This window comes from Petrotoga sp. 8T1HF07.NaAc.6.1, from assembly GCF_016772115.1.
Classification (GTDB): domain Bacteria; phylum Thermotogota; class Thermotogae; order Petrotogales; family Petrotogaceae; genus Petrotoga; species Petrotoga mobilis.
The window spans coordinates 13,424-38,092 of the sequence record NZ_AUPG01000003.1; the positions used below are offsets into that span (position 1 = coordinate 13,424).

Below are 24,669 nucleotides of genomic sequence, written 5' to 3' on the forward strand. Positions count from 1 at the left end.
CTATTTTCAATCTTTTATTTCTTCTATTTTGTATTCCATAATGTTATTTAAAATATTTTTGTCGTCTCTCCATTTGTCACGGACTTTTACGTAAAGATCGAGGTAGACTTTTCTTTCAAAAAGTTCTTCAATGTCTTGCCTTGCCAATTGACCGATCTTTTTAATCATACTTCCGTTTTTACCTATTATAATAGGTTTTTGACTTTTCTTTTCAACATAAATTTCTGCTCTTACGTACAAAACGCCGTTCTCTCTTTCTTTCAATTCTTCTACAACTACCCCGCTTGAATGAGGGATCTCTTCCTTTGTTAAATGAAAGATTTTTTCCCGAATTAACTCAGAAATGATGAACCTTGACGGTTTATCGGTGATCATATCTTCTGGGTAGTATTGGGGACCTTCGGGTAATAAATCTATAATACTTTGTTTTAATTCAAAAAGATTTTTACCCGTTAATGCCGAAATTTCGATGGTTGTAACTATATTTGAACACAAGCTTTGTATTTTTTCTGTCATCAGGTTAATTTTCTCTTTGTCTTTTACCAGGTCGACTTTGTTCACAAGAAGAATGGTAGGAATTCTTGATTTATCGACTATTTCGGCAACTCTTAAATCTGAATTTCTTAAGCCATCCTTTGCATCAATCATAAAAAGTATCAGGTCAACGCCTTTCAATGCATTTATTGCAATATTGACCATGTATTCCCCAATTTTTCTTATAGGTTTGTGAATACCTGGGGTGTCGACAAAGACTATTTGATAATGATCTTCCGTTAATATACAGTTTACTCTATTTCTTGTGGTTTGTGGCTTGTCAGAAACGATAACCACTTTTTGACCCAACAAAGCGTTTATCAATGTTGATTTTCCAACGTTAGGTTTTCCTGCCAAGGCAACAAAGCCACTTTTAAAACTGTCGTTTTCCATGTTTTCCTCCAAAAAACTATATTTGAAAAATCACACTTATTATTTATATTCTAGTTTAGTATTAAACAAAAGTCAAGTTATAAAAGGCAATTTTTCAAACTGAGTTATATTGCAATTCGCTTCCAGAGCGGAAAAGATGGATTAACACTGTTACCCTTGTAAAATCAAAATTTCTAAAATAATATGTATTATATTATAATTAAAACTAAATTAAATATGTTATAATTTCAGCGAAAAAGTAACCTCAATCTTTGCTCTATTATCTGGCAAAGGAGGTGAAAAAATGGTCGAAGTAACTAATGATGTTTCTTTAAAGGTAGAAAATCTAAATTCCCAAGTTGGTGGATTCAGGCTAAAAAATATCTCTTTTGAATTACCTGTTGGAGAAGTTTTGGCTATTTTAGGACCTTCGGGTTCGGGTAAGACGGTGCTATTAAGAACTTGCGGGTTTGAATAAAACTGAGTCTGGAGCAATTGTCTTTGGAGACGAAAGGATAGAGAAGTATTCCCCAAGAGACAGGAAAGTCGGGTTTGTCTTTCAAAACTATGCAATTTTTCCTCATTTAGATACGAAATTGAATTTAGGTTTCCCTTTGTACATTGGTGGGAAAAAGAAAAAAGAAGTTTATGAGATAGCAATAAAGGCGGCAGAAGAGTTAGACGGTTTACCAAATTATTTAGAGTTAAAGCCTGATGAATTGCCCGAAGGCATGAAGCAGTTGATCGCCTTTGGGAGAGAGAAATTACACGATTGTAGGTTGTTGCTCCTTGATGAACCGCTAAGTCAGTTGGATAGAAAGCTTCACGTAGAAATGAGAGCTTTGCTCAAAAGATTTATAAAAGAGTTAGGTAAAACAACGATTGCGGTTTTCAGTGATCCTGAAGATGCTTTGTCGGTAAGTGATTATCTTGCTATACTGGATGATGGAGAACTTCTGCAATTTGGAGAAACCTTCGATGTTTACCAGAACCCATCAAACTTAAAAGTTATGGAACTTACTTCCAGATTAGGATTGAACACAATAGACGTTGAAATCAAAGATGGCAACGCATTAAATAAATTAAAAGTGAATAAAGAGGATGGTAATTACAAGTTATGCTTTAGACCTGAAGAAATAGTCATTAAAGGCGAAGGATTCGAAGTTCAGACGATAGAAAGTTATATCTACGATTCTTCTCATAATTTGGTAGAATGCGATTTCCATGGAAAACCGATCAGACTCTTGGTACATAAAAATGCACCTGAGAAATTTAATTTTATTCCAACTAATCCTAAATATTTTTTATAATTTATACTAAGGGATTTTGGAGAGTGACCTCCAAAATCCCTTCTTAAAAAGTAATTACGAAGGAAGGTAGAAAAAGCAAAAATGGGAGGAAAATACGTTTTTGGAAAGAGTTGGTGGGGTAAAAAATGGGTAGAGGCCTTGAAAAATATCGATAGTGATACTAACAGGTTGCCACGCGGTAGAAGTTACGCAAAAAAAGGAGCGGTTTTGGAGATTAAAATTCAAAAAAACTCTGTAATATCGGCAAGGGTTCAAGGTACTAGGCCAAATCCGTACAGGGAAAAGATAGCTTTACCTGTTTTTACGGAAGAAGAGAAAGAAAAAATTAAAAAAATTCTAAGCGAAAGATTAGACCTTTCTGCTATGTTAATTGGTGGGAACCTTCCCGAAGAACTTTTAGATATTACCAAAAATATGGGAATAAAGTTGTTCCCACAAAGTTGGAATGAGATAGATGCACATTGTTCATGTCCTGATTGGGCAAATCCTTGTAAACATTTGGCAGCCGTTTACTATATTATAGCCGATGAGATAGACAAGGACCCTTTTTTGATCTTCGAAATGCACGGCATGAAAAAGAAAGATTTGATAGAAATCGCTAAAGAGACAGAAAAAACTTCTGATTCTATCTTTACAGATAAAAAGGAAGAACCTTCCAAACCGATGGAACAACCAGATCCCTCGTATGAAAAGTATGAGATAGAAAAGGTTATAAACCTACTACCTGATGAGGCTTATTTTTACGATGGGAAAAACTTTAAAAACCTTCTGTTGAGGATGTACAATCAGTTATCGAAAGCAATAAACGAAGAAGATGGAAGGGTAGATGAAGAGTTTAACCCATATTTCAAGGAGACAGAGATAAAATTTATTTATTCTCCCATTACTCCATATATAATTTTAGAAGGTGAACCGTTAGAAAAATTAGAATGTAAAAAAGAAAAGAACTATTTTACGGTGCATTACGAAGATTTATTCGATTTATTTGGATCGATACCTCTTGTGGAAACCGATGAGGACAGTGAAGCATCGCTATTTTTAAAAAGATTGGTTTCTTTCGTATACAAGCTTATCGATATGAAGGCATTCATCCCCACTCCACAAAAAATAAATGAAGAAGATTTTGTTATCGATTACTCACCTGTTTACTTTAACGATTATGTAAAGGACTACGTTAATTATTTGAGTTCTATCGTCCCCGTGGACCTAGTAATCAACGAAAAAGGTCAATACATGAAAAGGGATAAAATCGTTGAATACCTTGTATCCCAGTACCTCAAATATCTTATAAAAAAGTATTACAAATCAGAAGTGAAGAATAAAATAACTGATGTGTTCTTTGAATCCAAAGTGTACACCGCCCAAAAGTTTGAAGAAAAAAGAACCTACGAAAGTATAAAGAACTATCTTGAACCTTTACTTTTGAGGCAAAGCAAGTATCAATTGGTTATTAGTATAGAGGATATGGGAGAGTTGTTTTTCAACCTATCACTCGATATCTACCGAAAAGATGAGCCTTTTGATACTTACCAAGATATAAAAAGTTTCTTTGAAAGCCAAGAAGATGGAAAGTCAGAGGTCTTGAAAGAGATAGTAACCATTGCAAAATACGCGGAATTCTTTGGAGAGTTTTTAAAGAAAAAAAGTTCTAAAATAATGGTCAATACGGAGCAATTATCTGAAATAATGATAAATGCCATGCCCATATTAAAACTTCTGAACGTTGAAATACTAGCTCCAAAAGGACTCCAAAAGGTTTCCAGGCCAAAACTAGTCCTAAAAGCAAATTCTACAGACAGCCACGTATCTTTTTTATCTCTGTCCAAGCTCATACGGTTCAATTACACTGTACTGATAGGAGATTCAGAAATTTCACTCGAAGAGTTCGAAAAGTTGGCAAAAAAATCAAAAGGTATAGTTAAGATAAAAGAAAATTACGTGTTTTTAGGTGCCAACGAGTTTGAGTCTATTATGGAAAAGGTCAAGAATATAAACTTAACCTCAGACTTTGAAACGTTGAAAGTTATACTTTCGCAAGAGATGAACGGTCTCCCTGTGATATTGGATAACAACCTTCAAAAGTTTTTAGAAGAGTTGAGAAGAGTTTCTCCAGTAAGGTTGCCAAAAAATCTTAATGCGGAGTTGAGGAATTATCAGAAAACTGGATTCAGATGGTTGTACACGAACTTAGAAAAAGGTTTCAACGTCTGTATAGCCGATGATATGGGGTTGGGTAAGACGGTCCAAGTTATTTCTGTAATTCTCAAAATGAAGGAAGAAAAAGCCTTAGAAAATCCGGTTTTAGTGGTATGCCCAACGACACTTGTTGGGAATTGGTATAAAGAATGTAAAAAATTTGCACCTACTTTGAATGTAAGTATTTACCATGGAAGCGATAGAAAGTTTGAGGATAATTCAGATGTAATTATAACGACTTACAGTGTAGTGAGAAACGATGTTGAATTTCTAACGAAAAAAGAATTTTCAATGGTTGTTATAGACGAAGCGCAAAACGTAAAAAATTCAGATACGCAACAAACCAAAGCGGTAAAAGCCCTCCGAGCTCCAAAGAGGATCGCAATGACAGGAACTCCCATAGAAAACAGATTAACCGAATTATGGAGTTTATACGATTTCCTTATGTCTGGATATTTGGGTGGTAAGAATCGTTTTGTAGAAACCTTCGCAAAACCTATTGAAAAATACGGGGATACAACCGCAACCAAAAGGTTACAAAGTTTGATAAATCCATTTTTGATAAGAAGAATTAAAACTGATAAAAATATCATAAAAGACCTTCCGGAAAAGTTCACATACGATGAATATGTATACTTAAAACCTTCACAAATTGCACTTTATAAAGAGGTTGTTGAACACGTAGAGGAAGAGTTGGAAAAGATGGAAGCTGATGGCATCCAAAGAAAAGGATTAATACTTAAAATGTTGACATCACTCAAACAGATCTGCAATCATCCTGTTAACTACACTAAAAAAGGAATTCCTTTACCAGATGATTCTGGTAAAACTGAGAAATTATTGGACCTACTTCAAAATATTTTAGACAACAACGAAAAAGTGGTACTTTTCACTCAATACAAAGAGATGGGAGATATATTAACGAAGATACTGACAGACAATATTAAGATAGAACCTCTATTTTTCCATGGAGGGCTCAACAGGAAAAAGAGAGATGAAATGATAAACGACTTTCAAACAAAGCATAGATACCCAATTATGATCCTGTCTTTAAAAGCTGGGGGTACTGGATTAAATTTAACGGCGGCAAACCACGTTATACATTATGACCTTTGGTGGAATCCTGCAGTGGAAAGTCAGGCAACAGATAGAACTTTCAGGATCGGTCAAACCAAGGACGTGATAGTTCATAGATTCATCACCTTAGAAACCTTTGAAGAGAAAATAAATGAGATGCTAGAAAAAAAGAAAGAATTATCTGAAAATATTATAAAAACAGGAGAAAGCTGGATAACTGAGTTGTCTAACCAGGAGATAAAGAACTTATTTAAACTGGGTAATTAAGGTTTAAAACTATTTTCTTATTAATTCCATAAAGGAGATGGAAAAAGTGAAAAGTGAAAAACTACCGTTGAAAACTAAGTTGTTCTATGCGTCGGGGGATATTTTTGGTGGCGGTGCTTTCAATATAATAAATTTTTTCTACGCTATCTTCCTTACCGATGTCATTGGTCTAAGGATGCAGTATATTGCTCCCATTCTTTTAATTGGTAAGATCTGGGATGCGGTTACAGATCCTTTAATGGGATTCATAAGCGATAATACAAGAACAAAGTTTGGCAGAAGAAGGCCTTACTTGTTGGCAGGAACCTTTTTGATCTTTATATCTTTTTTCATTCTTTGGTATCCGGCAAGTTTTCCTAATCAATTGGGTAAATTCATTTACGCACTAACGGCATATATAGCTTTTACAACCGTATTTACAATGGTTATGACTCCTTATACTGCTTTAGGAGCCGAATTAACGTTAGATTACAATGAAAGGACATCTTTAAATTCATATAGACTTGCCTTTTCGATAGGTGCGGGTTTGGTTTGCGCAGTGCTTCCAATGTTAATTGTGAATGCTTTTTCTGATATTAGGATAGGTTATATAGTTATGGCAATAACGTTTGGTTTAATCTTTTCAACTCCATGGATAGGTGTTTTTATGTTCACCAAGGAAAGAAAAGAGTTCTCAAAAGAGAAAAGTACCTTCAACTTTTTCAATATGTTTTTTGAACCTTTTAAAATCAAGAGCTTTCGACTCCTTATTGCTATGTATCTTCTAGCTTACTTATCGATAGATGTAGTTTCAACCATTTTTGCGTATTATACTAAATATTATATTGGAAATGAAGGTTTACTTCCCATAGCTTTAGGTGCTCTTTTCATAACTGAAATTATTTTTATCCCATTTTATGCCTTTATTGCTAAAAAGACATCCAAAAATATCTCATATATTTTAGGTGCTTTAGTTTGGTGTGTTGCTGGATTCATTCTTTTTACATTTTCCCCTGATGTAACGATGTTCCAGGTAATTTTAATGGCTGCAATAATAGGTGCAGGGGTTTCGGCAGTCGCAGTTATGCCTTATACTATATTTGGTGATGTAACCGATGTTGCTGAGTTAAAATTTGGTAAAAGAGAAGAGGGTACTTTGAGTGGCCTGATGACGTTTGTTAGGAAAGTGGCATCTGGCTTGGCTGTTGCAGGAGTTACCTTTTCATTAGGATTAGCAGGATTTATTAACCCAATAGACGGTGTAGAGCAGCCTCAGCCTGAGAGTTTTTTGTTTGCATTGAGATTTATAATTTCTTTCGTCCCAATAATCTTATTGATTTTAGGAATAATTGCAGCAGTTAGATATCCTTTAAATCCAAAAAGACATGAAAAATTAAGAGAATATCTAGAGGCGAAAAGAGCAAATAAAACAATAAAAGAGGAATTAGAAAAAGAAATAACTGAATTGAAAAAAGAATTGATTTAAAGTAAGAGAGGGAGATAACTCTACATGAGCAATGACATTAAAAAAGATGGAAAAAGTAAGGAAATTATAGAAGATATACTTAACCAGATAGAAAATACAAAAATAAGATTCTCTTCCAAAGAGTAGGTAGAAAAAATGAAATATGAACAAAGGATTAAATAATATGGTATCATTTAGTAGAATTAAAAGAATTATTGAAGTAGAAAATACTCTCGTGGAGAAAACACATAAAAGAAAAGACTTTAATCGCAATATCTAAGGTAAAAATTAAAGATATCCAAACTAATCTGATTGTAGTGTTCACTGAAGAAAAAGAAGGAATAAAAATAGTAACTACCTATCCATGTAGAAACATCGAGAAAGAAATAAGCAAAAAGGAGAATATTAGATGGGTGAGAATATAAAAGTTTGGTTTGATGAAGATGCTGATATACTTTATATATCGCTTAAAAAAGGGGCTGCAATAGATTCCGAAGAAGTATCAGATAATGTAAGAGTAGAATATGACGCACACAACCAAATTATTGGAATAGAAATTTATCACATATCAAAAATGGTGGCTAAGAATCTTGCAAAAGAGCTGAAGGAATCATTGAAATAATTTTTTGTAGCATGGCTCTCTATCACCTTTAAAAGGTTTAAAACTCTCTGAATTTGCGTTATTGTGCAAATAATGTTTTTAAATAATTTTGATTTTGAACTTCGGGATCTTAAGGGGCTTGACTCTTTAACGCTTGATGGGTATTTCCGAAATACGGACTTCCGTCAGATAAGGAAGATGGGACTAAACATGATAGAGATATAAATGCTGGTGTTAGCATTAGGCAGTTTGGATTAAAACAGGCATTCGCAACACAGTCTTACGGCAGATAAGTAAACAGCTGGTCACTGTATAAACTGATTCTATCCCATAAATCCTAAAAGACATGAAAAATTAAGAGAATATCTAGAGGCAAAAAGGGCGAATAAAACAATAAAAGAGGAGTTAGAAAAAGAAATAACTGAATTGAAAAAAGAATTGATTTAATGCAAATGGCTGTGGCCATTTTTTATAAAATAAGGAAAACTAAGTATTTACTAAATAAAAGCCTCTAATCGATGATAAATAACTGTGATTGGTTGTAAATGGTTATAATTGACCTTGACAATATAAAAACTTTAATATACAATTAGTTTTAAAGTTTCTAAATTACGTAATTTGTAAAGTTTTTTAAAATAGTGGAAGAGTGAACTAGGCTTAAGACTCAAAGTTAATAAAAGCAATAGGGTGGAGAAGAAGAGAAAACCTTAGTAAATATTAGTATATCTAAAAGTGGGGAACCACTCGAGGATAGAAAACAGTATTTATTGAGGTTTTTTGTTTTGTAGTAAGGTAAGAGTAGAATTAAAATAAGGAATAATGAAATTATTTTCTTTGCGCGTAAAGAAAAGTTTCATAGAAGTAGAAAGTATCATGTTTTAACAAAGTTAGCAGCTGAAAGCCTAGCATTTGTATCCTCTGGCGCCAGAAAAACGTAGCTAGGTAAATTCTAATACCAACTTCAGAAATAGGTAAAAGCAATAATTAACGAAAGGTAGAGTAAGTTAAAGCAAGAAGAAAAAGAGTCAAAATACTGAACAAGTCTCCAAATACTTAACAACCTTTTCTAAAAGGTTCAAAGCATAGTTCTTGGCATGGGCAGAAACAGAAGAAACAACGGTGAAGATAGGAAAATTTAAAAAAGATTTCTCATAAGGAGGATAACAAGATGAAAGATGTTTCTGTTAAGAAAAAGAAGTATCAAAAATTAATTATGCTGTCCATAATTTTAATTTTGCTTGGAAGTGTTCTTGCCCATTTATTTAATACTTCATTTTATTCTACTAAGTTAAGCAGAATAAGTTTTGATACTGAGAAGGGTGAATTATCTGGTCTGCTTTATATTCCAAATGGTGCTAATAGTCAGGATCCAAGACCGACAATTATTACTACACATGGGTATTTAAATTCTAGTGAAATGCAGGATGCAGTGGCAATAGAGCTTTCCAGAAGGGGATATGTTGTCCTGGCTCTGGATATGTATGACCACGGTCATTCAATAAACAATACAGAATTTTCTAGCTCTAGCGCCTTCTTCTCTTTTTGGCCCACTAGTATCTATGATGCAGTACAGTATATGTATGAACAAGATTATGTATTAAAAGATGAGGCAGGGAATGGGATTATTGCTGTTGGTGGTCATTCTATGGGTGGATTTTCATCCACAATGGCTATGGTGCAGGATGAACAGGATTATGCAACTACTGGGATAAGAAAAATACATGCTGGTTTAACCATGGGTTCGGATTATAGTTGGTCGAGTTATTTAGGTGTAACTGGTGATGTAGCTTTCCAGGCTTATGGTCCCAGAATAGTTGGTAAAGTTGCAGCTCATTATGATGAATTCTTCTTTGATCAGGAAGCTTTTGCATCAGGAGAGTCGGTAGTCTATAAAGATTATACTAATACTGAAGAAGGGCGAAAATTCTTAGGAAATCCTGCTGAGCCACAGAGTGAAACCTGGTATAATCTGGAAAATGGGGGAAAAAGAATTATCTATACACCTCGCGAGATTCATCCTAGAAATCATTTTTCAATTACCACAACCGGTCATGCGATAGATTTTTATAATGTTGCTTTTGAGGAGTATACATCAACTAATCAGAATTCAGCAAATCTGCCATCTGGTAATCAAATATGGTTTTTAAAAGAACTATTTTCATTTGTGGCCATGATTGGATTCTTCCTGCTTCTTGTCCCGTTAGTCTTACTTATATCAGATCTACCTTTCTTCTCAAAATTAAAAACAGAGATAAATCCAGAAATTAAAGGTCCTGGGACCAAAAAGGATAAGATCATCTATTGGATTATATTTAGTATCTCCGCTTTATTCCCGGCATTATTCTTTCCCACTCTGATGGATAAAGCCGGAACGGGTATGACAGTTCTTAAGGTGTTCTCAGTGCTTGTAATTGCCCTTTCTGTAGTTAAGGTAATTATGGGGTTTGTAAAGAAAGATAAAGAAGGGTTTAAGGCAATCATCACAGGACCAGCACTGTTATCTGCCGTATCTATTATTTTATTATTGATTTTGATTAATTCTTCAAATGTCCTTAAATTGAACAGTTATTTTAATGAACCAACTACAAATCAAATTCTCTATTGGGCCATGGTAGTAACATCTGTAGTAGCAATAATTGGCCTGTTCACCCATTATTTAAATAAAAATTCACAGAGTATTTCTCTCAAGCAGTATGGTTTTGTTGTTAACTGGAAATCTATTTTAGCTAGTTTAGTAGCAGCCCTGGTTGCGGTGCTAATTGCATATCTAATTCTGTTTATCATTGATACAGTATTCAAAGTTGACTTTAGAATCTGGACATGGGCTGTAAAGACTTTTGGAAGCAGTCATTTGGTTGCTGCTTTGAAATATGCTCCTTTCTTTTTCCTGTATTTTTATGTGACCGGGATTACGGTTAATGCTAATACTGGACATATGAAGGGATGGAAGGGTTACGTGGCTGCCTCTGTATTGAATGTTGGAGGTCTGGTTCTGTATCTGATATTACAGTACGGGAAACTTTTTATTACTGGAACAGCACTCTTCCCTTCCCAGTCACTCAGCAGCATCTTACTGTTTGCCCTTATTCCAACTCTGCTTGTTGCCACTATTTATTCTAAAGTTCTTTTTAAAAGAACTGGTAATATATATACGGGAGTATTTTTAAATACATTCCTAGTTACAATGATTACGGTTGCCAACACTACCTTATATAGTGGTTTAATTTGAATATTGAGGGAATTGAGTCTTTAATATTATGGAGTATATACCAAACCAACAGGCATGTATTATATATATGCCTGTTGGTTTGATAAACTTCTTTAGTACGCCTTTCTGTGGTTAGACTATTATTGGAAAAAAACGCATGAAAGAATTACAGCTGAAAAGAGTTTCTGAATAACGACAATTGTATGACCTCTTATGAGACAATAATGATGTGATATCGAATAAATTATACTGTGAGGAAGTAAATGTACAAAAATTGAAAATTTTAAAAGTTAGTTAAAATGCGTGTTTTAGAATTTCTAAAATGAGTATAAAAAAGTTTTTAGGAGGACTGTAATGGAAAAGTATATTTTATCAATCGATCAAGGGACTACAAGTTCTCGGGCTATAATTTTTGATCACGATGGGAATGTTGTTAGTTTAGCACAGCAAGAATTTATGCAGTATTATCCTAAACCCGGATGGGTAGAGCATGATCCCAATGAAATTTGGGCAACTACAATGGGAGTTATAGCAGATGCTATGGCTCGAGGGAATATTAAACGTAGTCAGATCAGTGCGATTGGTATAACTAATCAAAGGGAGACAACCGTTATTTGGGATGCAGAAACGGGGAAACCTGTTCACAATGCAATCGTTTGGCAAGATAGAAGGACTTCAAAAATTTGTGATAATTTGAAAGAAAAAGGTTTAGAAGAAGCTATTAAGCATAAGACAGGTCTTATGGTAGATGCTTACTTTTCTGGAACTAAAATTAAATGGATTTTGGATAATATTGAAGGAGCCAGAGAAAAAGCAGAAGCTGGAAAACTTAGATTTGGAACTATAGATACGTGGTTAATCTGGAAGCTAACTAATGGAAAAGTTCACGTTACTGATTATACCAATGCATCCAGAACAATGATATACAATATTTTCGATCTTAAATGGGATGAAGATCTTCTTAAAGAGTTAAATATACCTTTTTCTCTTTTACCAGAGGTAAAACCTTCGAGTCAAATATATGGTAATACCGATGTAGATGTATTCGGTGCAGAAGTACCCATTGCTGGAATAGCAGGAGATCAGCAAGCTGCTACGTTTGGTCAGGTTTGCTATGAAAAAGGTATGGTAAAAAACACATATGGCACCGGTTGTTTCATGTTAATGAACACTGGGGAAGATCCTATTGAATCTAAACATGGTTTATTAACTACAATAGCTTACGGAATTGATGGGAAGGTTAACTATGCCTTGGAAGGATCTATTTTCGTTACAGGTGCTGCTGTTCAATGGCTTAGAGATGAGTTAAAGATAGTTGATAGTGCTGCAGATACTGAATATTATGCAACTAAAGTCAAAGATAATGGTGGTGTTTATTTTGTGCCGGCATTTGCAGGGCTTGGAGCGCCTTATTGGGATATGTATGCAAGGGGTACAATCGTTGGCTTAACAAGAGGATCTTCAAAAGCACACATTATTAGAGCTACTTTGGAATCTATAGCATATCAAACAAGAGATGTTCTTGAAGCTATGGAGGCCGATTCGGGTATAAAACTTAAAACTCTCCGAGTAGATGGTGGTGCTGCATTAAATAATTTCCTTTTGCAATTTCAATCTGATATTCTTGGTGTAGAGGTTGAAAGGCCCGTAGTTAATGAGACGACAGCGTTAGGTGCAGCATATTTGGCGGGTTTGGCAGTAGGATATTGGAATGGTCAGGAGGAATTATTAAGAAAATGGAAACGGGATGCCCTTTTTACTCCTCAAATGGATGAGGATGAAAGGGAAAGATTGTACGCTGGTTGGAAAAGAGCCGTTGAAAGGGCAAAAAATTGGATTGAAGAAAAATAATCAAATAATTGTAAGTCTGTTAACTTTCACTTAATTTAAGTATGTTAGAATGTGTGGTGAAATAAAAGTTAATAATAAAATGGTGGAGAATAAGAGAAAACCATATCCTAAAGCGAAATTATTTCGTAAAGGGTATGGTTTTTTTTATAATATCAGGAGGTTGGTAAAAGTTGATAGCGGTTATAGGTTCTGGAATAGTAGGAAGTTTAATCGCAAGAGAAATTAACAAATATATAGAAGATGTCTTCATATTTGAGGCAAGAAACGGAATAGGAACAGGTGTCACAAAAGGAAATTCTGGAATAATTCACGGGGGGTATGACGATACTCCTGGAAGTTTAAGGTCAGAACTGTGTTATAAGGGTAATAAATTGTACGATGAGATATCCCAGGAACTTTCTGTAGAAGTGAAAAGAGTTGGATCACATGTTGTTGCATTGAACGAAGATGAGTTAAAAGCGATCGATGAGTTGGAAGAAAGAGCAATTCAAAACGGGGTCAAAGAATATGAGATTTTAGATAAGGTAGAACTATTAGAAATGGAGCCAAATTTAAATAAGAGTGCTTTAAAATCCTTTTATTGCCCTATAGCAGGTGTGACTGAGCCATGGGAAGTAGCTATGCAAGCTACAAAATCGGTAGAGATCAATGGAGGAAAAGTTTTAAAAAATAAGAAACTTGTTGAAGTAAAAAAGAAAGATAACAAGTTTGAATTGTTCTTTGAAGATGGGAGCAGTTATATAGCAGATTTAGTTATTAATGTTGCAGGATTATATGCAGATGAAGTAGCAAAACTTTTTGGAGATGAGGTACCTTATATTTTCCCTGTAAAAGGTGAGTATTATCTTTTAGGAAAGGACATAAAGTATGCAAATGCTGTCATTTTTCCAACTCCCTCTAAGTTGACGAAAGGTTGTTTGGTGGTTCCGACTGTGGATGGGGGTTATTTAGCTGGGCCTACTGCTCATGGTGTGAAATCGAAACAAGAACTTTCCACGACTCAAGAAGGACTTTTAGAAGTTAAAGAGAAAACTTTGAGATTGGTCCCAACTTTAGATTTTTCAAGGAATGTGGTGAAAACATTTGCCGGTCTAAGACCTGAAACAAAGGAAAAAGATTTTCATATCGATGTAGGTGGAGGGAATGTTATACATGTTTCTGGTATAAGATCCCCCGGATTAACCGCTGCACCTGCTATTGCAAAGTACGTTGTTGAATATCTTATTCAAGAAAAGTTGCATATAAATTTACAAAAAAGGGAAAATTACTTCTCTCACATTGAAAAAGTTCCACATTTGGTTGAAGAAGATTACAGTTATTGGGAAAAAGTAATTCAAGAAGATCCCGATGCAGGAGAAATGATCTGTTATTGTAACAAAGTAACAAAAAAAGAGGTTAAAGAGGCTGTAAGAAATGGGGCAAGAACTTTAGATGATGTTAAATTTGCCACAAGAGCTTCTTTTGGAGAATGTCAAGGAAGTTTTTGCACACCAAAGATATTAAAAATAATCTCCGAAGAGGCAGGGCTAAAACCAGAAGAAGTACTCCAAAATGAAAAAGGTTCTTGGATAATAAATTCAGAGGTGAGGATAATATGAAATACGAAGCGGATGTTGTTGTATTAGGTGGTGGCGGAGGAGGTATGGCCGCTGCTAAGGCTGCAGATAAAAATGGTGCAAACGTGATTCTTATTGAGAGGGAAGAAGAAAACGGTGGAGTTTTGAATCAATGTATTCACAATGGTTTTGGGATACATTACTATAGAAAGGATTTAACCGGTCCAGAATTCAAAGAAACTCTTCAAGAAGAATTAGAGAATACGAATGTAAAAGTATTAAACAGCGCTTTTGTGTTGGATGTGAATAAAGATAAACAATTGACTTTTGTTAATCATAAAGGGATACACGAGATAAAAACAAAGGCTTTAGTTATGGCAACAGGGGCAAGAGAAAGACATTTTAATTCACTTGCGGTTCCTGGAGACAGGGTTGCTGGTATTTTTACTGCAGGAGTAGCTCAAAAATACATCAACCTTCAAAATCTTAAGCCAGCTAATAGCGCCTTGATAGTTGGTTCTGGAGATATTGGATTGATAATGGCTCGCAGGCTTCATTTAGAGGGAATAGAAGTTAAAGGTGTTGTAGAAATTTTGCCATACCCAGGTGGGTTGGAAAGGAACGTTCAACAATGTCTCAGAGATTATAATATTCCATTGTATCTTTCTCATACCGTCACAAGGGTAGAGGGAAATAAGAGATTGAGTAAAGTTTACGTATCTCAAGTTGATGAAAATAGGCAAGTTATTCCAAACACGGAAAAGGTATTTAACGTGGATGCCCTCATAACATCCGTTGGCCTTATACCTTTAACAGACCCTGTAAAATTTGTTGAAACTGGTCCTGGATTTATCACATCTAATACTAATCAAACTTCTGAAGATTGGATCTTTGCAGCTGGGAACTGTACAGTTGTATTTGACTTAGTGGATTATGTTTCAAGAGAAGGGGAAAAAGCCGGTAAATATGCTGCTCTTTATTCACAAAATCAATACTTTCCAGAGCAAAAGGTAAAAGTTAAAAAAGGTAAAAATATAAATATATTGCATCCAATGTATATAGATCCCAACGAAAGGACAAAGTTGTACCTTAGAGTTTCAAAAACTTTCAAAAGAGCGGAAGTTACAGTAGAACCTCTTGGAATTAAGATGATAGAAGAAGAAGCTAGACCTTCTGAAATGATTGAAATTTCCATAAAACCATTTAAGGATAAGAATTTGAAAGAAATAGAGGTGAGTGCACGTGAACTCGGTTGAATACAAAAAGAAGAAAATAGTGTGTACAAATTGCCCTTTGGGATGTAAAATAAACGTTGTTTATGCAGATGCAGATGAAATAGAAATTGTAGAAGTTAAGGGGAACAGATGTAAAAGAGGTTTAGAATTTGTAAAACAAGAAATCACTGATCCCTTAAGAGTGGTTGTAACAAGCGTTAAAGTAGAAGATGGAGAAATTTCGATGGCTTCGGTTCGGTCTGATAAACCTGTCCCATTGAGACTTATGCAAGATATAATGAAAATATTAAAAGAAACAAAGGTAAAAGCACCCGTTAAAAGAGGGGACGTTGTAATACAAAATATATTAGACACAGGTAGTGATATAATAGCTACGAGAAGTGTCAATAGGAAAAAATAAGAAACAAAAAAGTGTCTTAAAAGGAGATAATATGAAAGGTTTATGTAATTTAATCAAGAAAAACACTATAATTCCTGCTATTAGAGATTTAAATGACTTAGATGATGCCTTAAAAACTGAATCCCCTATCATTTTTTTGCTTACGGGATCCATATTGATTTTAGAAGATGTTATGCCTATTGTAAAACAATTTAATAAAAAGTTATTTATCAATATCGATTTACTAGAAGGCATCGCTTCTGATAAAAAAGGTATTGAATATTTAGCTCGTAAACAGTTATGTGATGGAATAATATCCACAAAAAATAACGCTATAAAAACAGCAATGCAAGAAAATTTAATGGCAGTTCAAAGGGTGTTTTTGATAGATTCTAATTCTTTAAAATCTGTTGTAAATTTTCTGGAAAAAACTTCTCAACCTGATGCCTTTGAAATATTACCAGCGATAGCAGCACCATATTTTTTAGAAAATATAGGAACAAAAGTATGTTTGATAGCTGGAGGATTAATCAGTAAAGAAGAGGAAGTTCTGGAACTCTTTAAGAATGGTATCCATGCTATTTCTACAAGTGCTAAAGATTTGTGGTGAAAAGATTATTTAAAAGTATATAATAAAGAAGTTGTATACTAAGTCTGCTCTGAGAAAACTCTTTTTGAGTAGACTTATTTCTTTCTAGTATTTGATATTGTCCAATTTTACTCTAGTAAATTCACAGTTTTTCTTTCGAGTGATTCTTAACAATTATTTTCATATTTTTTAGAATAAAAGCCATGACAGTTATGATAGAATTTCTTTTGTGTATATATTCTTCGTTTTACAAAATGTATTGTGGGGGTTCCAATGGATATCTACAAAAGAATAATAAGAATAGCTTTCCCGATAGCCCTTCAGCAAGTTATCTTTACAAGTGTTAATTTTGTTGATACCTTAATGATTGGCCTTTTGGGGGAGGTTGCCATCGCTTCGGTTGGACTTTCAAACCAGTTTTTCTTCTTGTACAACTTAATATTATTTGGATTAGTCTCTGGAGGAGGCATTTTCTTTGCCCAGTATTGGGGGAAAAAAGATGAGGATGGTTTATCCCGTTCCGTTGCGTTAACTATCTTGTCCTCCCTTCTTTTCTCTATTCCATTCTTTTTATTGAGTTATTTCGCGCCAGAAATGGTTTTGAGATTTTTTAGTCCAGATATTGAAGTTATAAAAGCGGGAATCCCTTATTTAAAGGTAATTGCTTTCAGTTACCCCTTATTTGCAATTACGATGGTTTTTTCTTTTATGCTTAGAAGCATAGGAAAGGCTCATTTGCCATTGATAATAACTATTATAGAATTATCTACAAACATCGTTCTAAATTATTTGCTAATCTTTGGTAAGCTTGGTTTCCCTGTTTTAGGTATAAAAGGTGCTGCAATAGGGACTTTGATTGCTAGGGCAATAGGATGTATTGCAACAGTTTTTATAGTTTACGTTGGAAAGCTCCCCGGGAGAGCATATTTTAAACATGTTGCAGAATTGAATTCAAAATTTGTGAAAAACTTCTTTCATTACGCCTTACCTACTTTGGCAAATGAATTTGCCTGGTCATTGGGGTTCACTATGTATTCTGTTGTTTATGCCCATATGGGAACTGATGTTATAGCTGCTCAAAGAGTTATGTCAACTATAGAAGGGTTTGCGGTTTCTGTGACTTTTTCTATAGCAAACGCCGCATCTGTAATTATTGGAAATATATTGGGAGTATCTAAATTTGAAGAAGCCTTTGAAACTTCTAAAAAAGCCTTAAAATTAGCGGAGTTAATAAGTGTAATAGCAGCTATTATAGGGATAGTAACTACATTTTTAGTAGTTGATGTATTCGATGTTTCAGAAGAAGTTAAAAATATGGTAAAAGTCACAATAGTTATTTCAATGGGTTTTCTTCCGGTGAAGATCTTCAACGGTATGAACGTTGTCGGATTTTTAAGAGCCGGAGGAGATACAAGATTCTCTTTTTTGGTTGAAGCCTCTACGTTATGGCTTATAGGTGTTCCTCTAGCTGCGGTTGGAGGACTGATATTAGATTTGAGTTTTCCCACCGTCTACTTTTTAACAATGATGGAAGAGATTATAAAATCCATAATTCTTTTTTTCAGATACAGAAGTAAGAAATGGCTTAGAAACGTTTTAGAAGAGGCTTAGGTTTTGGATATTATAGGGGGGATGTTCATTATGGAGAGTATTATTGAAGTGAAGAATTTGAAGAAGTATTATAAGAACGTAAAAGCGGTTGACGATGTTTCTTTTGATGTAAAAAAAGGAGAGATTGTTGCTATTTTAGGGCCAAATGGTGCTGGAAAAACAACAACACTTGAAATAATAGAAGGATTAAGAAAGAAAGATGCTGGAGAAATTTACTATTTCGGGAAAAAGATAGAAAACGTAGATTCTAATATTAAGGAAAGAATAGGCATTCAATTACAAGATACTAATTTTTTCCCAAATTTAAAAGTTTTGGAAACCCTTAAGGCGTTCTCGGGATTATACAAAAACAGTCTTGATGTAAATAAGATTATGAAAGATTTTAATCTTGAAGAAAAAAAGAATAGTAGGGTATCGAAACTTTCAGGTGGACAATTACAAAGATTAGCGTTAGCTACAGCGGTAATTAACGATCCTGTGTTGTTGTTTCTTGATGAGCCAACTACAGGGTTAGATCCTCAAGCAAGAAGAAGTACATGGGAAAAAATAGAAGACTTAAGAAATTCCGGGAAGACCATAATACTAACTACCCATTATATGGAAGAAGCTGAATTTTTGGCTGATAGGATCTACATTTTTGATCAAGGCAGGGTAATAGCCCAAGGAACACTTAATGAGCTTATACATTCATTGAAAATGGATTCCATAATCACCTTTGAAATTAACTCTAATGGGAATTTTGATGAGGTAAAAGAAGAGCTTTTCAAAGATGCAAATTTTCAAGTCACCAAAAGCGAAAATTTTTATACCATAGAAACAAAAGATGTAGAAGGTGCTCTTGTAAAAATATTTGAGGATGCAAAAATACAGAAATTTGATATATCGAATATCGTTGTTAGGAAACCTAATTTAGAGGACGTCTTTTTACATTTAACCGGGAAAAGCTTAAGGGATTAGGTGAGATAGCATGAAAAAAATCAGAAATCTCACAAAGGCCTTTTTTGTTAATTCTTCAAGAGAATTTGCTGTTCCTTTTTGGACTATAATATTTCCTACGTTATTTTTCGTTTTATTCGTGGGTATCTTTGAAAATATTGGCACCTCGGAAAATTTGGATTTGAAGGTTGGAATATATTACGAAGAGCCTTTGCAGGGAGTAATAAAAACCACCTTCGATGATGTCTTTTCTCCATCGGATTCCAATGATATCCCTTTTCAAGTAGTAGAGTATGATTCTTTTGAAAAAGGGCTTCAGAATTTAAAAAATTCTGAAATAAGTGCTTTTGTAGTGTTCCCTGAAAACTTTAATTTGCTGAATCTGAAATTTTTTATCGAAACCACTGAGGTTCCTGATATAAAAGTTTATTATACCAACGATAGTGCTTCTATGTATGCAAAAGACATTTTTGAAGTATTTATAGATGAAATCAATATAATGATGTATACAAGAGGGGAAGAAGTAAAACTAACTGTTAATGAAGAGATTATAGGGATAAAACAATCAGAACCTTATAGATACAGAGATTTCCTATTTCCTGCCATTATTTTGATGTCTGTTTTGACAGTAGCTGTATTTAATATGCCTTTTGATTTTTCATATTACGTTGAAAAAGGGGTTTTTAAAAAACTAAACTCTACTCCTATAAAAGGGAACGAATATTTTTTTAGTTTTTTACTTTCACATCTCATTTTACTGTTAATTTCTTTGATAGTTTTATACATTGAGGCTTACCTTTTTGATGTTAGTTCATATATATATAAACCAGGGTTTATAGCTTACAGTGGTTTTTCAATCCTGGTAATACTGAGTGTTGGCCTTCTTCTTTCTTCATTGTATAAAAATATGGGATCCGCCGAAGCGATTTCTCAGGTCATATATCAAGCGACCATTTTTTTAAGCGGATTTTATTTTGAAGTTACTAATACACCTTGGTTTATAAGATGGTACGTTTATTTTAACCCTGCTACTTATTTAGTAGATGGGTTGAGAAAGTTGATGACTGGTAATGTTCTTGTCCCCGTTAATATAATTGTTCCTGTTATCTGGATGATAGCATCTATCTTAATCTTTTCGATGAGTTATAAGGGGATGGTTTACCGTGAAAAATAAACGCATGGTTTCGTTAATGAGTATATTTTATAAAGAAACCTTTAGAAATGGTTTCGAAGTGTTCTTTACCCTACTTCTCCCAGTTCTATTACTGTTTCTTTTCGGGATTATTTTTGGTACAGAAACTGACCAAAGTGTTGAGTATAAATTGGGAATCGCTGGTAATTTTAATGAGGGAATCGTAGAATCTCTTCCTTATGAAATTTTGATTTTTGAGGACAAAAACTCTTTAAGTCAAGCTTTAGAAAGTGATCAAATCGATATTGGAATAATTATGGTTGAGAATAATCAAATAACTTTTGTCGAAAAAGAAACAGACATAAATAATCAGAGCAATATATTTTTAAAGTTAAAATTGCAAAGTTTTTTGAAAAAGTATTTAATAGGTATGAATGAAGATTATATAAACTTGGAATTTGTTGAAACCCCCATAGGAGAAAGTCAAGAAAATTCTTTGGATTTTATTTTGACAGGGGTTATAGGATTATCGCTTTTATCAGGTGGAATGTTTTCAATGATAAATGTATTTGGAAGATATCGAAAACTAGGTACAATTAAAAGATTTAAAGCCTCACCAATGAAACCGATAGAATTCACTCTATCGGCTTCATCCACTAAGCTTTTTTTGAATCTCATATCCATGTTTATTATAGTTTTTTTAGGTAAAATAATATTTGATTTGAGTTTGACATTCAACTGGGGACTGCTTGTTATAGTGTTTTTTACTTCATCTATAGGAATGATGGGATTTGGCATATTGCTTTTATTGTTGTTCAAGGAACCTTCGGTAACCATAGAAATTGCTTCTATCCTTTATGTTGCAATGACTTTCTTTTCAGGGGTATATTTCCCTGTTGAATTTTTGCCCACTTCTGTCAGATGGGTAAGTAATATTTTACCGGTTAAGTATGTGGTGGATTTAATAAGGTACACAGGAAATATCAAACAGATTAACTTAAACGAATTTTTAATAATTAATTTGGTTTTGTTTGTAGGAGGGCTTTTTCTCTTGTTTGTATCGTCTAAAGTTTTTCTGAAAGAAGAGAGATAATTGTAAAAGAATTAAAAAATCTATGAATATTAAACTCAATTTTACTTGTTGTTTTAACTTTGTACTTGACAAAAGTGTTGTGAGCGGTTATAATATTCAACGGTTGCAAAAAAAGAATTTTGATATATGTAACTACTAAGTGACCCGCTAGCTCAGCTGGTAGAGCATTTGACTTTTAATCAAAGGGTCCTGGGTTCGAATCCCAGGCGGGTCACCATTTTTTTATAGTTATTAGCGCGAGTGGCGGAACTGGCAGACGCGCAGGACTTAGAATCCTGTGGATTTATAATCCGTGTGGGTTCAAGTCCCACCTCGCGCACCAGCCAAATATTGCGGATATAGCTCAGCGGTAGAGCACTTGCTTGCCAAGCAAGGGGTCGTGGGTTCGAATCCCATTATCCGCTCCAACAAAAAAGTCCCCTGGTGGGGACATTTTCTTTACCTGCCGTGAGGCTGTCTTCATTCTTCGTTCATGAATGGATATTTGAAATTTTTTGGTGGAGAGAAATTTTCTTTAATTGCTCTGGCGGAAGCCCATCTTAAAAGGTTTATAACACTTCCAGCTTTGTCGTTTGTTCCTGAAGCCCTTGAACCACCAAACGGTTGTTGAGCTACTACAGCACCTGTAGGTTTATCGTTGATGTAAAAGTTCCCGGCAGCGTTAACGAGTACTTCTTCTGCCTTTTTAATAGCATTTCTATCTTGAGCGAAGATCGCTCCAGTCAAACCATAGGGTGAAGTTTCATCACATAATTTCAATACACTGTCAAATTCTTTTGCATCGTAAACGTAAATACTCAAAACAGGGCCGAATATTTCTTCTACCATAGTTTTAAACTTTGGATTAGTAGTTAATATTACAGTTGGCTCAATGAAATATCCAATAGAATCATCACACTTTCCACCATAGATTATTTCTGCTTCATTACTTTCCTTTGCAAAATCTATGTAACTTTTTATCTTATCAAAAGCCTCTTTGTCAATTACAGCATTCATAAAGTTGGTGAAATTTTCTGGAGAGCCGATTTTAATTTCTTTCAAATTTTCGATCAAATTTTCTTTTACCTTCGGCCAGATGTTGTTAGGTATATAAGCTCTTGAGACAGCCGAACATTTTTGACCTTGATATTCAAAGGCTCCCCTAATTAGCGCTGTTGCCAGTGTTTCTATTTCACTACTTTCGTGTGCAATCACAAAGTCTTTTCCACCTGTTTCCCCTACTATTCTTGGGTAAGTTTTGTAATTTCTTATGTTCTTCCCAATTGTTTCCCACATATTTTGAAATGTTGGAGCTGAACCAGTGAAATGTAATCCCGTAAAGTTAGGATCTTTAAAAACTATACTTCCAATTTTGGACCCTGAACCAGGTATGAAATTTATTACGCCATCGGGTAAGCCGGCTTCTTGTAGCAATTTCATAAAGAAGTATGCAGAATATACAGCTGAAGAAGCAGGTTTCCACAAAACCGTATTTCCCATGATAGCAGGTGCCGTGGGTAGGTTTCCTGCTATAGAAGCGAAATTAAATGGAGTAACTGCGAAAACGAATCCTTCTAAAGGCCTATACTCTAATCTATTCCATACACCTTTGATAGATTTTGGTTGATCCATGTATATCTTTGTTGCATAGTATGAGTTGAATCTTAAAAAGTCTATCAATTCGCAGGCTGAATCTATTTCTGCTTGAAAAACATTTTTGCTTTGACCGAGCATGGTTGCTGCATTTAATGTTGATCTCCAATTCGTTGATAACAGTTCAGCTGCTTTTTTGAAAATGGATAGTCTATCAGCCCATGAAAATTTATCCCATATTTTCTTTGCCTCTAAGGAACTTTCTATTGCCATTGCAACTTCTTTCTCGCTAGCTTTGTGATATTCTGCCAATACATGTCTATGATCATGAGGCATAACACATTTTCCAAGATCACCTGTTCTTACTTCTTTTCCACCAATTATAAGAGGGATTTCGATTTTCTCACTTTTGAGTTCAGAAAGTTTTTCCTTTAATTCTTTCTTTTCTTTACTTCCTGGCTCATAGTTTAAAATTGGCTCGTTTTCAGGCATTTCGAAAATAGGTATCGAGTTGTTCAAAGTTGATTCCTCCTTTTGAAGTTTTATACCACAGAGGGTTCTTCAATGATTTCTCCCCTGTTGAATCTTTCTAAATCTAAAATTACATCGTAAGTTAATTTATCTCCTGTAAGTATATCTGCCATTAGAATCCCAACGGCTGGTGCAAGCATAAAACCATGTCCACTGAATCCACAAGCCACATAGAGACCTTCTACCTGATTAATCTTTGATACTATTGGTTGTCTATCTGGTGAAATGTTGTATAAGCCAGCCCATTGCCTAATGATGCGAATATTTTTAAGAGGAGGCAGCAGCCACGTTGCCTTTTTTGACATAGTTTCAAGAAATTCCCATGAACTTTCCATGTTGTAAGTAGAGGGCTCGTTATCTGGTCCATAGCCCATAATGAAACTTCCATTAGGTTCTTGTTGACAATAAATATTGTAAGAGAAGGACATTAACATTGGATCGAGTATATTTTTAACAGATTCTGTTACCAATATTTCGTGTCTTTCGGAGTAAACTGGGAGTTCTATTCCAGCCATTTTAGCTATATTTTGTGTCCAACCTCCTGCTGCTACAACTACATTCTTACATTCTATGAAACCTTTGTTTGTTTGTACCCCCAGCACTGTGTCATTCTTAATTTTTATATCTTTGACTTCGGTAAATTTGTTTATTTCCACACCTAATCTTTGTGCAGCTTCAGCATAACCCAAAGTCACTTGGAAAGGGTTGGCATGCCCATCTTTAGCACAGTAAGCGGCTCCTACCAACTTTTCTATGTTTAAGTCGGGAACAATCTCTTTAGCTTCTTTAGGAGTTAATAGAATAGAAGGTATATTTAAACTGTGTTGAACTTCGATATTTTTTTTAAATTGCTCTAATTCTTTGTCAGAGTATGCTAGTAACAAATAACCTTTTTGCTTTAATTCTATGTATCTTTTTATTTGAAGGACATCTTCAAAGTGTTCAAAAATATGCATACTTTCGCTTGCCAAAAGACAGTTTTGTTTGGTGCCCCATTGTTGCCTAACTCCCGCACCACATCTACCAGTTGCTCCGCTTGAAAGGTAGGATTTTTCAAGTACTACTACATCTTTAACCCCTTTTTTGGCAAGGTTATAGGCAATGGAACAGCCTACAACTCCTCCTCCTATTATCACAACGTTTGCTTTATTTTTCATATTTTTCACCTGCTAATT

16 protein-coding genes, 3 tRNA genes and 1 pseudogene are annotated in these 24,669 nt (G+C 34.4%); 17 read left to right on the forward strand and 3 right to left on the reverse strand.

What is annotated here, in order from left to right:
* Positions 1-6: 6 nt before the first annotated feature.
* Positions 7-927, reverse strand: a complete 921-nt coding sequence (era, locus tag NAAC61_RS02740; RefSeq protein ID WP_202695245.1) for a GTPase Era — start codon at positions 925-927, stop codon at positions 7-9.
* Positions 928-1,210: 283 nt separating this feature from the next.
* On the opposite strand from era, the pseudogene NAAC61_RS02750 reads away from it, so the two are divergent.
* From NAAC61_RS02750 to NAAC61_RS02830, 17 genes and pseudogenes are all read left to right on the forward strand, one after another.
* Positions 1,211-2,216: pseudogene (locus tag NAAC61_RS02750) on the forward strand (ABC transporter ATP-binding protein).
* Between the two features lie 81 nt (positions 2,217-2,297).
* Positions 2,298-5,756 (forward strand): DEAD/DEAH box helicase, encoded by a 3,459-nt coding sequence (locus tag NAAC61_RS02755; protein WP_202695248.1) that lies wholly within the window; start codon positions 2,298-2,300, stop codon positions 5,754-5,756.
* A 37-nt stretch (positions 5,757-5,793) separates the two neighbouring features.
* On the forward strand, positions 5,794-7,221 hold the full coding sequence (locus tag NAAC61_RS02760; RefSeq protein WP_237729722.1) for an MFS transporter: 1,428 nt from the start codon (positions 5,794-5,796) through the stop codon (positions 7,219-7,221).
* Between the two features lie 388 nt (positions 7,222-7,609).
* On the forward strand, positions 7,610-7,822 hold the full coding sequence (locus NAAC61_RS02765; RefSeq protein WP_202695249.1) for a DUF2283 domain-containing protein: 213 nt from the start codon (positions 7,610-7,612) through the stop codon (positions 7,820-7,822).
* 1,147 nt (positions 7,823-8,969) lie between these two features.
* Positions 8,970-11,030, forward strand: a complete 2,061-nt coding sequence (locus NAAC61_RS02770) for an alpha/beta hydrolase family protein (RefSeq protein ID WP_202695250.1) — start codon at positions 8,970-8,972, stop codon at positions 11,028-11,030.
* 333 nt (positions 11,031-11,363) lie between these two features.
* Complete coding sequence (glpK, locus tag NAAC61_RS02775) at positions 11,364-12,860, forward strand: glycerol kinase GlpK (RefSeq protein WP_121514466.1); 1,497 nt, start codon at positions 11,364-11,366, stop codon at positions 12,858-12,860.
* Between the two features lie 170 nt (positions 12,861-13,030).
* The gene (locus tag NAAC61_RS02780) at positions 13,031-14,458 is read left to right on the forward strand and encodes an NAD(P)/FAD-dependent oxidoreductase (protein WP_202695251.1); all 1,428 of its coding nucleotides are present in this window, start codon (positions 13,031-13,033) and stop codon (positions 14,456-14,458) included.
* The gene (locus tag NAAC61_RS02785; protein WP_202695252.1) at positions 14,455-15,672 is read left to right on the forward strand and encodes an NAD(P)/FAD-dependent oxidoreductase; all 1,218 of its coding nucleotides are present in this window, start codon (positions 14,455-14,457) and stop codon (positions 15,670-15,672) included. The genes NAAC61_RS02780 and NAAC61_RS02785 overlap by 4 nt, the downstream gene beginning before the upstream one ends.
* On the forward strand, positions 15,659-16,051 hold the full coding sequence (locus NAAC61_RS02790; RefSeq protein WP_103077493.1) for a DUF1667 domain-containing protein: 393 nt from the start codon (positions 15,659-15,661) through the stop codon (positions 16,049-16,051). Before NAAC61_RS02785 ends, NAAC61_RS02790 begins: the two co-directional genes overlap by 14 nt.
* A gap of 31 nt (positions 16,052-16,082) precedes the next feature.
* Entirely contained in the window at positions 16,083-16,640 is a 558-nt protein-coding gene (locus tag NAAC61_RS02795; RefSeq protein WP_202695253.1) for a glycerol-3-phosphate responsive antiterminator, read from the forward strand.
* 252 nt (positions 16,641-16,892) lie between these two features.
* The gene (locus tag NAAC61_RS02800; protein WP_012208128.1) at positions 16,893-18,230 is read left to right on the forward strand and encodes an MATE family efflux transporter; all 1,338 of its coding nucleotides are present in this window, start codon (positions 16,893-16,895) and stop codon (positions 18,228-18,230) included.
* A gap of 30 nt (positions 18,231-18,260) precedes the next feature.
* The gene (locus NAAC61_RS02805) at positions 18,261-19,187 is read left to right on the forward strand and encodes an ABC transporter ATP-binding protein (protein WP_202695254.1); all 927 of its coding nucleotides are present in this window, start codon (positions 18,261-18,263) and stop codon (positions 19,185-19,187) included.
* Between the two features lie 10 nt (positions 19,188-19,197).
* Positions 19,198-20,340, forward strand: a complete 1,143-nt coding sequence (locus tag NAAC61_RS02810; protein ID WP_202695255.1) for an ABC transporter permease — start codon at positions 19,198-19,200, stop codon at positions 20,338-20,340.
* Positions 20,330-21,391 carry an ABC transporter permease gene (locus NAAC61_RS02815; RefSeq protein WP_202695256.1) on the forward strand — a complete coding sequence of 354 codons (1,062 nt, stop codon included), beginning with the start codon at positions 20,330-20,332 and terminating at the stop codon, positions 21,389-21,391. The genes NAAC61_RS02810 and NAAC61_RS02815 overlap by 11 nt, the downstream gene beginning before the upstream one ends.
* 141 nt (positions 21,392-21,532) lie before the next feature.
* Positions 21,533-21,608: transfer RNA gene (locus NAAC61_RS02820), tRNA-Lys, on the forward strand.
* 17 nt (positions 21,609-21,625) lie between these two features.
* Positions 21,626-21,713: transfer RNA gene (locus tag NAAC61_RS02825), tRNA-Leu, on the forward strand.
* Between the two features lie 10 nt (positions 21,714-21,723).
* A tRNA-Gly gene (locus tag NAAC61_RS02830) sits at positions 21,724-21,798 on the forward strand.
* Positions 21,799-21,850: 52 nt separating this feature from the next.
* Here NAAC61_RS02830 and pruA read toward each other — a convergent pair.
* On the reverse strand, positions 21,851-23,482 hold the full coding sequence (pruA, locus tag NAAC61_RS02835; RefSeq protein WP_237729723.1) for an L-glutamate gamma-semialdehyde dehydrogenase: 1,632 nt from the start codon (positions 23,480-23,482) through the stop codon (positions 21,851-21,853).
* Between the two features lie 23 nt (positions 23,483-23,505).
* Entirely contained in the window at positions 23,506-24,651 is a 1,146-nt protein-coding gene (locus NAAC61_RS02840; RefSeq protein ID WP_103065176.1) for an NAD(P)/FAD-dependent oxidoreductase, read from the reverse strand.
* Positions 24,652-24,669: the final 18 nt, after the last annotated feature.

Coding starts and splice junctions, on each gene's coding strand:
- NAAC61_RS02765 (WP_202695249.1), top strand. CDS start 7,610: ATGGGTGAGAATATAAAAGTTTGGTTTGATGAAGATGCTGATATACTT.
- NAAC61_RS02795 (WP_202695253.1), top strand. CDS start 16,083: ATGAAAGGTTTATGTAATTTAATCAAGAAAAACACTATAATTCCTGCT.
- NAAC61_RS02840 (WP_103065176.1), bottom strand. CDS start 24,651: ATGAAAAATAAAGCAAACGTTGTGATAATAGGAGGAGGAGTTGTAGGC.
- NAAC61_RS02755 (WP_202695248.1), top strand. CDS start 2,298: ATGGGAGGAAAATACGTTTTTGGAAAGAGTTGGTGGGGTAAAAAATGG.
- NAAC61_RS02770 (WP_202695250.1), top strand. CDS start 8,970: ATGAAAGATGTTTCTGTTAAGAAAAAGAAGTATCAAAAATTAATTATG.
- NAAC61_RS02760 (WP_237729722.1), top strand. CDS start 5,794: ATGGAAAAAGTGAAAAGTGAAAAACTACCGTTGAAAACTAAGTTGTTC.
- glpK (WP_121514466.1), top strand. CDS start 11,364: ATGGAAAAGTATATTTTATCAATCGATCAAGGGACTACAAGTTCTCGG.
- NAAC61_RS02785 (WP_202695252.1), top strand. CDS start 14,455: ATGAAATACGAAGCGGATGTTGTTGTATTAGGTGGTGGCGGAGGAGGT.
- era (WP_202695245.1), bottom strand. CDS start 927: ATGGAAAACGACAGTTTTAAAAGTGGCTTTGTTGCCTTGGCAGGAAAA.
- NAAC61_RS02810 (WP_202695255.1), top strand. CDS start 19,198: ATGAAAAAAATCAGAAATCTCACAAAGGCCTTTTTTGTTAATTCTTCA.
- NAAC61_RS02800 (WP_012208128.1), top strand. CDS start 16,893: ATGGATATCTACAAAAGAATAATAAGAATAGCTTTCCCGATAGCCCTT.
- NAAC61_RS02805 (WP_202695254.1), top strand. CDS start 18,261: ATGGAGAGTATTATTGAAGTGAAGAATTTGAAGAAGTATTATAAGAAC.